Source organism: Xanthobacter autotrophicus, assembly GCF_030015065.1.
In the GTDB taxonomy this organism is placed as follows: domain Bacteria; phylum Pseudomonadota; class Alphaproteobacteria; order Rhizobiales; family Xanthobacteraceae; genus Xanthobacter; species Xanthobacter autotrophicus_D.
Genome location: NZ_JAIVFN010000095.1, coordinates 1 through 7,500 on the forward strand (window position 1 = coordinate 1; position 7,500 = coordinate 7,500).

Annotated in this window: 8 protein-coding genes (1 of these 8 only partly in view); 6 read left to right on the plus strand and 2 right to left on the minus strand. The window is 67.8% G+C overall.

The genetic code is table 11. The features are described 5' to 3' along the window. Positions 1-200 precede the first annotated feature (200 nt). Together fba and rpe are read left to right on the plus strand one after the other, a co-directional pair. Positions 201-1,265, plus strand: coding sequence for a class II fructose-bisphosphate aldolase (gene fba, locus K9U40_RS17035; RefSeq protein ID WP_282891334.1), 1,065 nt, complete (start codon positions 201-203; stop codon positions 1,263-1,265). A 290-nt stretch (positions 1,266-1,555) separates the two neighbouring features. Then, positions 1,556-2,248, plus strand: a complete 693-nt coding sequence (gene rpe, locus K9U40_RS17040; RefSeq protein WP_282891335.1) for a ribulose-phosphate 3-epimerase — start codon at positions 1,556-1,558, stop codon at positions 2,246-2,248. A gap of 135 nt (positions 2,249-2,383) precedes the next feature. On the opposite strand, the gene metW is transcribed toward rpe, so the two are convergent. Next, positions 2,384-3,052, minus strand: coding sequence for a methionine biosynthesis protein MetW (gene metW, locus K9U40_RS17045; RefSeq protein ID WP_282891336.1), 669 nt, complete (start codon positions 3,050-3,052; stop codon positions 2,384-2,386). Position 3,053: 1 nt separating this feature from the next. Further along, entirely contained in the window at positions 3,054-4,274 is a 1,221-nt protein-coding gene (metX, locus tag K9U40_RS17050; protein ID WP_282891337.1) for a homoserine O-acetyltransferase MetX, read from the minus strand. Between the two features lie 268 nt (positions 4,275-4,542). Between metX and K9U40_RS17055 the strand changes: the two genes are divergently transcribed. The 4 genes from K9U40_RS17055 to K9U40_RS17070 all read left to right on the plus strand — a co-directional run. Beyond that, entirely contained in the window at positions 4,543-5,034 is a 492-nt protein-coding gene (locus K9U40_RS17055) for a MarR family winged helix-turn-helix transcriptional regulator (RefSeq protein WP_282891338.1), read from the plus strand. A 441-nt stretch (positions 5,035-5,475) separates the two neighbouring features. Continuing rightward, the gene (locus tag K9U40_RS17060) at positions 5,476-6,228 is read left to right on the plus strand and encodes an SDR family NAD(P)-dependent oxidoreductase (RefSeq protein ID WP_282891339.1); all 753 of its coding nucleotides are present in this window, start codon (positions 5,476-5,478) and stop codon (positions 6,226-6,228) included. A gap of 13 nt (positions 6,229-6,241) precedes the next feature. Further along, a complete protein-coding gene (locus K9U40_RS17065) occupies positions 6,242-7,150 on the plus strand; it encodes a DMT family transporter (protein WP_282891340.1) in 909 nt (302 codons plus the stop codon). Positions 7,151-7,237: 87 nt separating this feature from the next. After that, positions 7,238-7,500, plus strand: the 5' portion of a protein-coding gene (locus K9U40_RS17070; RefSeq protein WP_282891341.1) for a type 1 glutamine amidotransferase. Its footprint extends 649 nt past the window's final position; only the first 263 of its 912 coding nucleotides appear in the window; it begins with the start codon at positions 7,238-7,240; its stop codon lies off the right edge, out of view.

A 7,500-nucleotide genomic window follows, 5' to 3' on the forward strand; every position in this document is an offset into this window, starting at 1 on the left:
GCTACAATTAGTAAACCCTAATCGAACCATGACTTCAAGAATTACTTTTTTTTTTTCAAGCAGAAGACGGCATACGATATTAGCTGCAGTCTCGTGGGCTCGGAGATGTGTATAAGAGTCAGCCCCATCCCTCCCCCGCAAGCGGGAGAGGGAGCTACAGCGCTCATTCGACGACAATGACGACCCAAAAGGAGAGGACAATGGCCCTCGTTTCCATGCGCCAGCTGCTCGACCATGCGGCGGAGCTTTCCTACGGCCTGCCGGCCTTCAACGTGAACAACATGGAGCAGGTGAAGGCGATCATGGACGCGGCCCGCGCCACGCGCTCCCCTGTCATCCTCCAGGGCTCGGCGGGCGCGCGCAAATATGCCGGCGAGGCCTTCCTGCGCCACCTCATCGCCGCCGCCGTGGAGGCCTATCCCGAGATCCCGGTGGTGATGCACCAGGACCACGGCGCCTCCCCCGCCGTGTGCATGGGCGCCATCAAGTCCGGCTTCTCCTCGGTGATGATGGACGGCTCCCTGAAGGAAGACGGCAAGACCCCCGCCGACTATGACTACAACGCCGCCGTCACCGCCAAGGTGGTGGAACTGGCCCATGCGGTGGGTGTCTCGGTGGAGGGGGAACTGGGCTGCCTCGGCTCGCTGGAGACCGGGAAGGGTGAGGCCGAGGACGGCCACGGCGCCGAGGGGGCCCTCGACCACGACAAGCTGCTGACCGATCCGGAGGAGGCGGCCCAGTTCGTAAAGGCGACCCAGTGCGACGCGCTGGCCATCGCCATCGGCACCTCCCACGGCGCCTACAAGTTCACCCGCAAGCCCACGGGCGACATCCTCGCCATCGACCGCGTCAAGGCCATCCACCAGCGCATTCCCACCACCCATCTGGTGATGCACGGCTCGTCCTCGGTGCCGCAGGAGCTGCTGGAGGAGATCCGCACCTATGGCGGCGACATCCCGGAGACCTACGGCGTGCCGGTGGAGGAGATCCAGGAAGGCATCCGCTACGGCGTGCGCAAGGTGAATATCGACACCGACATCCGCCTCGCCATGACCGCCGGCATGCGCCGCGTGGGGGCGAAGAACAAGAGCGAGTTCGACCCGCGCAAGTTCCTCGCCGCCGCCATGGAAGAGGCCAAGAAGGTTTGCATCAATCGCTTCGAGGCGTTCGGCGCCGCCGGCAAGGCGGACAAGATCCGCCCCATCGAGCTGGACGACATGGCCAGGCGCTACGCCTCCGGCGAGCTCAAGCAGGTGGTGCACTGAGGTGTACACCGGGCCTGACGGCCCAGTGACGACCGTATAGTGTGATCCAAAGCGTCATGCCCGGCCTTGTGCCGGGCATCCACGTCGAGCCGCGCACACCATTCCCGGAAGTGCGCCCGGCCGCAGGGCGTGGATGGCCGGAACCCGCATGTTTGCGGGTTCCGTTCGGAGGAACGGAAGTCGGCAACAGCCGACTTCCGGGACAAGCCCGGCCATGACGGCCTGAAAGATCATCGCGAAGGGCCATCGCGCTCGACGCCGGCCCGCCAAGACATGTCACGGAGACCCCCATGGCCCGCGCTTATCCCATCATCGCCCCGTCCATCCTCTCGGCCGATTTCACCCGCCTCGGCGCCGAGGTGGACGCGGTGCTTGAGGGCGGCGCGGAATGGATTCACTTCGACGTGATGGACAATCATTACGTCCCGAACCTCACCATCGGCCCGCTGGTGCTGCAATCCCTGCGCAAGGTCACGAAAGCCTTCGTGGACGTGCACCTCATGGTGAAGCCGGTGGACGGCATGATCGAGGCGTTCGCGGGCGCCGGCGCCGACCTCATCTCCTTCCATCCGGAGGCGAGCGAGCATGTGGACCGCTCGCTCCAGCTCATCCGCTCCAAGGGGGTGAAGGCCGGCCTCGTGCTCAATCCGGCGACCCCGCTCAGCGTGCTCGACTACACGCTGGACCAGCTCGACCTGGTGCTGGTGATGTCGGTGAACCCCGGCTTCGGCGGGCAGGCCTTCATTCCCGGCGCGCTGGACAAGCTCAAGGCGATCCGGGAGCGCATCGACGCCAGCGGCCGCGATATTCGGCTGGAGATCGACGGCGGGGTGAAGGTGGACAATATCGGCGCCATCGCGGCGGCCGGGGCGGACACCTTCGTGGCCGGCAGCGCCATCTACGGTGCCAAGGATTATGGCGCCACCATCGCCGCCATGAAGCGCGAGATCGAAAGCGCGACGGGGACCGCCGCGGCGGCGTGAGGGTGGACAGGCATCAACACCGTCATGCCCCGGCTTGACCGGGGGATGACGGCGGGAATGCGAGCCGGCAGCAGGGACCGTATGCGGGGCGCCAGCCCCCTCCCCCGCAAGCGGGAGAGGGAGCAAGACCGCGCCTCAGCCCTTGCGGGTCAGCAGGAACACCGCCTGCTCGCCCAGCAGGTTCCACACCCACCACGGCATGTTCACCCGCACCCGGTGGCCCGATGAGTCCAGCGCCACCGCCTTTTCGATGCGGGCATCCAGAAGCTCCACCAGCGCCACGAAATCGCGGATGGTGCAGAAATGGATGTTGGGGGTCTCGTACCAGGAGATGGGCATATTGTCGGTCACCGGCATGCGGCCGTTGACCATGAGGTCCAGCCGCGAGCGCCAGTGGCCGAAATTGGGGAACGACACCACCGCGCGGCGGCCGATGCGCAGCATCTGCTCCAGCACCCAGCGCGGACGGCGGGTGGCCTGCAGGGTCTGGGAGAGGATCACATAGTCGAAGGCGTCGTCGGGATAGTGGGCGAGGTCCACGTCGGCGTCGCCCTGCACCACGGCGAGCCCGCGCGCCACCCCCGCATTCACCCCCTCCCGCGACAGTTCGATGCCGCGCGCGTCGCAGCCGCGCGTGGTGGCGAGCAGCTCCAGCAATTCGCCGTCGCCCGAGCCCACGTCGAGCACGCGCGAGCCCGGCGCCACCATCTCCGCCACCACCACCAGATCGACGCGCCCGCCTTGGAGGCGCACCACGCCTTCGTCCAGCACCGGCTCCCCGGGCCTTCCCTCGCGCAGCGCCATCTCAGGCCTGCCGTGCGGCCGGCAGGCCGAAGGCCCGCGCCGCGCTGTCGAGGAAGCCGCGGGTGATGGCGGTCAGTTCCGGCTCGTGCAGCAGGAAGGCATCGTGGCCCTTGTCACTGTCGATCTCGGTGAAGGACACGTTCGCCCCCGAGGCGTTGAGCGCGTGGACGATGGCGCGCGAATCCTCCGTGGGAAACAGCCAGTCCGAGGTGAAGGAGACCACGCAGAAGCGCGTCTTCGAGCCCCGGAACGCGTTGGCGAGCACCCCGTCATGATCGGCGGCGAGGTCGAAATAATCCATGGCGCGGGTCACGTAGAGATAGGAATTGGGATCGAAGCGCTGCACGAAGCTCTCGCCCTGGTGGCGCAGGTAGCTCTCCACCTGGAAATCGGCATCGAAGCCGAAGGTCGGCATCTCGCGGTTCTGCAGGCGCCGGCCGAACTTGTTGTGCAGCGACTGGTCGGACATGTAGGTGATATGGGCCGCCATGCGCGCCACGGCGAGGCCGCGATGGGGCGTCACCCCGTCCGCGAGATAGCGCCCGCCGCGCCAGTCGGGATCGGCCATCACCGCCTGCCGGCCGACCTCGTGGAAGGCGATGTTCTGCGCCGAATGGCGCGCGCCGGTGGCGATGGGCAGGGCCGAGAACACCCGTTCGGGATAGCTCGCCGCCCATTGCAGCACCTGCATGCCGCCCATGGAGCCGCCGGCCACGCACAGCAGCTTGTCGATGCCCAGATGGTCCAGCAGCATGGCCTGGGCGTTCACCATGTCGCGAATGGTCACCACCGGCATGTCGAGCCCGTAGGGCTGGCCGGTCGCCGGATTGGTGGAGGACGGACCGGTGGTGCCCATGCAGCCGCCGAGCACGTTGGCGCAGATGACGTAGAATCGCTCGGTGTCGATGGGCTTGCCTGGGCCCACCAGCGTCTCCCACCAGCCCGGCTTGCCGGTGACGGGATTGAGGCTGGCCGCATGCTGGTCGCCGGTCAGCGCGTGGCACACCAGGATGGCGTTGGAACGCGCGGCATTGGGCTCGCCATAGGTCTGGTAGGCGATCTGGAGGTGCGCAAGCTCCACGCCGGCATCCAGCTTCAGCGGGTTGCGGGCACCGAAGCGCACCACGGGCGAGTGCGGATCGTCCGCCTCGCGCCGTGCCTGGGCGGCGGAAGGTCCGGCGGCATTTGGCGGGGTATTGTCCTGTTGGACGGAGGAAGTCATGGGCGAACCAAGCGATGCGCACGCGCCCCTGTCAAGCGGGAGGCGGACGCCGCGGGAGAGGGCGAAACCGGCGATGCACGGACGAAAGCCGTGCGGCAAAGCAGATAGATGGGCGACCTTCGCAAAATTGTAAGCCGGCGCGTGGATAAGTAGGCCGCCGCAACGACGGCTGGAGCCATGCCCTCACCCCGCGCCGGCGCGGGGAGGCGCGCGCCCGGCCGAAGTTCAGGGCCGGATCCGGCCCCGGGATCGGCGGGCGGGGGATGAGATGAAGGATCCGGTTCAGAAGACCATCGGCTACCGGCTGACCCACACGGCACGGCTGCAGAAGGCGCTGTCCGCGCGCCTGCTGGCGGCCCTGGGCCTGTTTCCGGGTCAGGAAGCGGTGCTGAAGCTTTTGTGCGAGCAGGACGGCCGCACCATGGGCGACCTTGCCGGCGCCCTGCGCGTGCGCCCGCCGACCGCGTCGAAGACCATCGCCCGCCTCACCACCCAGGGCCTGGTGGAGCGCCGCACCACCGACGGCGACGGCCGGCTGGTGCGGGTGTTCCTCACCGAGACCGGGCGCGATCGCGGCGCCTCCATCGACGGGGTGTGGGAACAGCTCGAGGGCGAGATGGTGGCCGGGCTCGACAACAAGGAGAAGAAGCGCCTGCGCAAGCTGCTGCGCAAGGTGGAGAAGAATCTGGCGCTGCGCCTCGGCGCCGACGGAGGCATCGACGACGAGGCCGACATCGGCGAGGACGACGAGGACAATTGACGCCTCCCCCGCCGCGTCCCGGTCCCGGGGCGCAGGACCGGGTTCCGCGAAGCCTGCTTCAGTTTCAGTCGCCTGCTCCGCCTCGGCTTTCAGAGTCGGGCGGCACCGCTGTTCCGCCCTGCGTCGCATGTCCTTCGACGCCGAGGCCGGCGGCTTGCCGGCTCCAGTTCCGTGACCATTTGGGCTTCCCCGAATCCGGTTCGGGCGCTATGGTTATTTCAATCGATTAGAGTCACACTGCGCGCCGGAAGGTGCCCGGTGCCGCGGAGACCCGCAGATGTGCTCCGGGAGCGCCTGCCCCCGCCCGCGGTGCCGCGGCCGGGCGGAGTCACGGGCGCTTCGCGTTCGAGTTGGAGGGCGGACCCGCCCCCGGGAGCTGCGCCCGGACCGGTCCGCCTTCTGTCAGCAACAAGGGCCGGCACGGCCCGAGACGGGGGAAACATGTCCAACGCCATCGACCTCAAGGACCGCATCGCCATCGTCACCGGCGGCGCGCAGGGCATCGGCCGCGCCGTGGTGGAGCGCTTCATCGCCTCCGGCGCGCGGGTGGCCATCTTCGACCGCGACACCGAGCTGGCCGTGAAGACCGCCGACGAGCTCGGCCGCGCCCGCGTCATGCCGGTGACCGTCGACGTGACCAGCCGCGAAGCTGTCGAACAGGGCGTTGCCGAGGTGATCGCCGCCCATGGCCGCATCGACATCCTCGTCAACAATGCCGGCATCGCCGGTCCCAATCTCAAGCTGTGGGACTATCCGGAGGAGGCCTGGCACCAGGTGATGGCCATCAATGTGGACGGCCCCTTCTTCTGCTGCCGCGCCGCGGTGCCGCACATGATCGCCAAGGGCTACGGCCGCATCGTCAACGTGGCCTCCATCGCCGGCAAGGAAGGCAATCCCAACGCCTCGGCCTATTCGGCCTCGAAGGCCGCGGTCATCGCCCTCACCAAGTCCCTGGGCAAGGAGCTGGCCGAGTACGACATCGCGGTGAACTGCGTGACGCCCGCTGCGGCAAAGACGGCCATTTTCGACCAGCTCAGCCAGCAGCATATCGACTATATGCTCTCCAAGATTCCGCGCGGGCGATTCCTGGCCGTGGAGGAGGCGGCGGCCACCATCGCGTTTGCCGCCTCGGCCGATTGCTCCTTTACCACCGGCGCCGTGTTCGACCTTTCGGGCGGCCGCGCCACCTACTGAGACCGAGGCTTTCATGCGTGCGCCGGAAGAGCATCATGCCGCGGCGGCGCACGCCCCAACCCACACCACCCTTGCCGGCATTGCCCTCATGTGCGTCGCGGTGGCCAGCTTCGCGGTCACCGACACTGCGGCCAAGTGGCTGAGCGGCCATATCAATGTTTTCATCGTGGTGTGGGCGCGCTACGTCATCCACTTCGCCTGCTCGCTGGTGGTGTTCAATCCCTGGACCGTGCCGGGCCTGCTGAAGACGCGCCGCCCGCTGCTCCAGATCGGCCGCTCGGCCATGCTGTTCCTGACCACGGCGCTCAACTTCACCGCGCTCCAGGTGCTGCAACTGGACCAGACCGTGTCCATCATGTTCTCGGTGCCGTTCTTCGTCGCCCTGTTCGCGGGGCCCATGCTGGGCGAGCGCGTGGGCCTGCGGCGCTGGTGCGCCATCCTCGTCGGCTTCGCCGGCATCCTGCTGGTGGTGCGGCCGGGGGCCGGCGGCATCCATCCCGCCGCCATCCTCTCCCTCGGCGCGGCGGCGACCTATGCGCTCTATGCCATCACCACCCGCATGCTGGCGAACACCGATTCGAGCCCGACGACGCTGTTCTATTCGTCCCTTGTCGGCTCGGTGGCGGCAAGCCTCCCCCTGCCCTTCGTATGGGAGACCCCGCAAGAGCCCCTCGTCATCGGCGCCATGCTGGGACTGGGCATCGTGGCGGGGATCGGTCATTTCCTCCTGATTCTCGCCCATGCCCGGGCACCGGCGGCGACGCTCGCACCTTACATCTACACCCAGATCATCAGCATGATCGCGCTGGGCTGGCTGGTGTTCGGCCAGGTACCGAGCGCCTGGACCCTCGCCGGCGCCAGCATCGTCATCGCCTCCGGCGCCTATCTGCTGGTGATCGAGACGAGCCGCCGCCGCCCCTGAGCCGGCCGGCGGCACGCTGCGTTTCTCGGTTTCGTCAAAAAGCCGCGTATCCTCGGGTCGGCCACTCCCCGACCTTCAAGGCCGATCATGCCCGCCGCCCGCCTTCTCGTCGTCGAAGGAAACACCGCCGAAGCCCGCGCCCGCCAGGTGACATTCGGCGGACAGGCGGCGAGCGAGGGCTACGCGCAGCTGTTGCGGGAACTTTTTCCCGGTCCGGTCACGGTCGATATCTGCTATCCCGCCGATCCCGGCGCCAACCTGCCCGACGCCGCCGGCCTCGATGGTTATGACGGCATCGCCATCACCGGTTCGTCCCTCAACCTCTATCATGGCGGGCTCGAGGTCGCGCA

What these genes read in the sequence shown, in the direction of transcription:
- K9U40_RS17060 (WP_282891339.1), top strand. Translation starts at nt 5,476, where the DNA reads ATGTCCAACGCCATCGACCTCAAGGACCGCATCGCCATCGTCACCGGC.
- metX (WP_282891337.1), bottom strand. Translation starts at nt 4,274, where the DNA reads ATGACTTCCTCCGTCCAACAGGACAATACCCCGCCAAATGCCGCCGGA.
- K9U40_RS17055 (WP_282891338.1), top strand. Translation starts at nt 4,543, where the DNA reads ATGAAGGATCCGGTTCAGAAGACCATCGGCTACCGGCTGACCCACACG.
- K9U40_RS17065 (WP_282891340.1), top strand. Translation starts at nt 6,242, where the DNA reads ATGCGTGCGCCGGAAGAGCATCATGCCGCGGCGGCGCACGCCCCAACC.
- fba (WP_282891334.1), top strand. Translation starts at nt 201, where the DNA reads ATGGCCCTCGTTTCCATGCGCCAGCTGCTCGACCATGCGGCGGAGCTT.
- metW (WP_282891336.1), bottom strand. Translation starts at nt 3,052, where the DNA reads ATGGCGCTGCGCGAGGGAAGGCCCGGGGAGCCGGTGCTGGACGAAGGC.
- rpe (WP_282891335.1), top strand. Translation starts at nt 1,556, where the DNA reads ATGGCCCGCGCTTATCCCATCATCGCCCCGTCCATCCTCTCGGCCGAT.